The organism is Roseomonas sp. CAU 1739, assembly GCF_039839775.1.
Lineage (GTDB): Bacteria > Pseudomonadota > Alphaproteobacteria > Acetobacterales > Acetobacteraceae > Neoroseomonas.
Window position 1 is genome coordinate 1 of record NZ_JBDOQQ010000048.1, and the last position, 2213, is coordinate 2213.

Consider the following 2213-nt stretch of genomic DNA (forward strand, 5'->3'; position numbering starts at 1 on the left):
CGTCGATCCGCCGCACGCCGATGCTCTACCGTCCACACCATCATCCGCCCCACGAATCGTCCGCAGGATCAGCGAATCACATCCGATTCAGCCGATTCAATTCCTTTCCGGATGGGCTCTAAGATCAACGACCGGTCCGGCGGCGGCAGGCGGTTGGCCGCGGTCAGGACAGGTGGCAGCTCGCCCGACCCACCTGCGGCCGACGGCCTGAGCGCGTAAACGGTTGCGACTGCCGTCACCGCCTCGAAGCACCTCGATGACACGATTACTGGCGTGCACCACCCAACTGGACTGGGCGGGGGTGCATCGCATGATGTCCTTACTCCGCCAGCCCGAATCGTGGCTCTGTGATATCTGGACCCTCAAGGAGCCGCCCACCGTGCCCGTGCTGACGCGCGGACGCGCCTCATCCGGCGGCCCTCTGGGACATTATGGCCACGATCTTCTTCTCCTACTCACACGCGGACGAGGCGTTACGCGACCAGCTTGAGAAGCACCTGTCGGCACTCAAGCACGAGGGCTTGGTTGATACTTGGCATGATCGCCGCATCCCGGCCGGTGATGTTCTGGATGACGCGATCAGCGTTGAACTCGAGCGAGCCGACGTGATCCTTCTCCTTGTCAGTGCGGATTTTTTGGCGTCGAATTATTGCTACAATATTGAGATGCGCCGCGCGGTTGAGCGCCACGAAGCGCGAGAGGCTCGGGTCATTCCTGTTATCCTGCGCCCATGCGATTGGCACGGCACGCCGTTCGGCAAACTCGCCGCGACACCGGATGACGGCAGGCCGGTTCGCTCCTTCGCTGACATCGACGAGGGCTTACTCCAGGTCGTCCGCGCGACTCGACGGGCGCTGCCACCGCGATCGTCCGCTAAGCCGCCTGCTCGACAAAGCCCGATCAGGAGACCCCAGCCGCAGAAACCAATCGGCCCGGCGCCCAGATCGAGCAATCTCGGACTGCCCCGGCGCTTCACGGACATCGACCGTGACCGCTTTCGAGATGAATCCTTCGAGTTTCTTGCTGTCTTCTTCGAGAACTCCCTGCAAGAACTGGCGCAGCGACACCCGGGCGTCGACGGTCGCTTCAAGCGCATTGATGCCGAGGCGTTCACGGCAGCAATTTACCGAGATGGGACAAAGCGCACGTCCTGCCACATCTTTCTTGCTACGATGCCCGACGGAATCGCCTATTCGGCAGCGGAGAGCCAAGCCCGCAACAGCTACAACGAGATTCTGAACATCGAAGCAGACGATCACAACCTCTACTGGCGTCCGATCGGCATGAACATTCACGTCGACGATGCCGCGCGTCTCACACCGCAGGCAGCGGCCGAGGCCTATTGGGATCTCTTCCTGCAGGACTTGCGGCGCTGATGGCCCGCCGCGCGCAAAGCGACCCTCGTAAGGCACACGAAGCGTGATGGATGTCTGGCCACAGGTGACGCTCCGCCCCATCGAGGAACTCTCTCCAGGCGAGGCGTTCCTCCTGGTCGATCTTCCGGCACCGACGGTGGGTTTCTGTGCGCATGAGGTCGCAGGGGCAGCCATGGCTGAGGCCCCATTGCTCGTCCTGCTCAGCAGCAACTCCGACGGCTACCCGGAATTCGTTTGGCCGCATGCCATCCAGGTGTCCCACGTCATGTCATTCGGTGGCATCGCGCGCTTCCACTTCGATCCGGCCAACCCTCGTATCCGACTTGCTGCTTCCGGCACGAGTTGTGAGGGCTGCCTAATCGTTCGCAGATCCGGCCTCTTCCTCCGCGTACCCCAGCGTCGCGGAGGCATGCGGATGGGGTCGCGCGATGTGGACATCGCTTCCGGCACGATCGGCGGAGGCGGGACGGGCAGTGGAGACGTCGCAATTCCCGACTGGGACCTCCGCCTTCCGTCATCAGACGCTGGGGGAAAGTCACATGTCCTTTTTCAGTTTGGCGCGAACTTCAGTCCGTGAAGCCCAAACTACGTTGGGCTGTAGGCTGTTTCCAGACGAAAGCCACCCTGACAGGCGTTGGGCGGCTGGGCACGATGAGTCTGACTACCGCGGCGAGGCTCCCGATCACCCGCCGCTCATTGCCGTCCTTCTGCGGGCCTTAGAGCCCATCCGGAAAGGAATTGAATCGGCTGAATCGGATGTGATTCGCTGATCCTGCGGACGATTCGTGGGGCGGATGATGGTGTGGACGGTAGAGCATCGGCGTGCGGCGGATCGAC

The 2213-nt window shown here is 62.3% G+C and carries 1 protein-coding gene; it reads left to right on the forward strand.

Going from position 1 to position 2213, the window contains the following annotated elements:
- The first annotated feature begins 431 nt into the window (after positions 1-431).
- Entirely contained in the window at positions 432-1376 is a 945-nt protein-coding gene (locus AAFN86_RS29495) for a toll/interleukin-1 receptor domain-containing protein (protein WP_347547302.1), read from the forward strand.
- The last annotated feature ends 837 nt before the right edge of the window (positions 1377-2213 follow it).

Excerpts from the sequence above, each read along its gene's own strand:
- AAFN86_RS29495 (WP_347547302.1), top strand. The coding sequence starts at position 432 with ATGGCCACGATCTTCTTCTCCTACTCACACGCGGACGAGGCGTTACGC.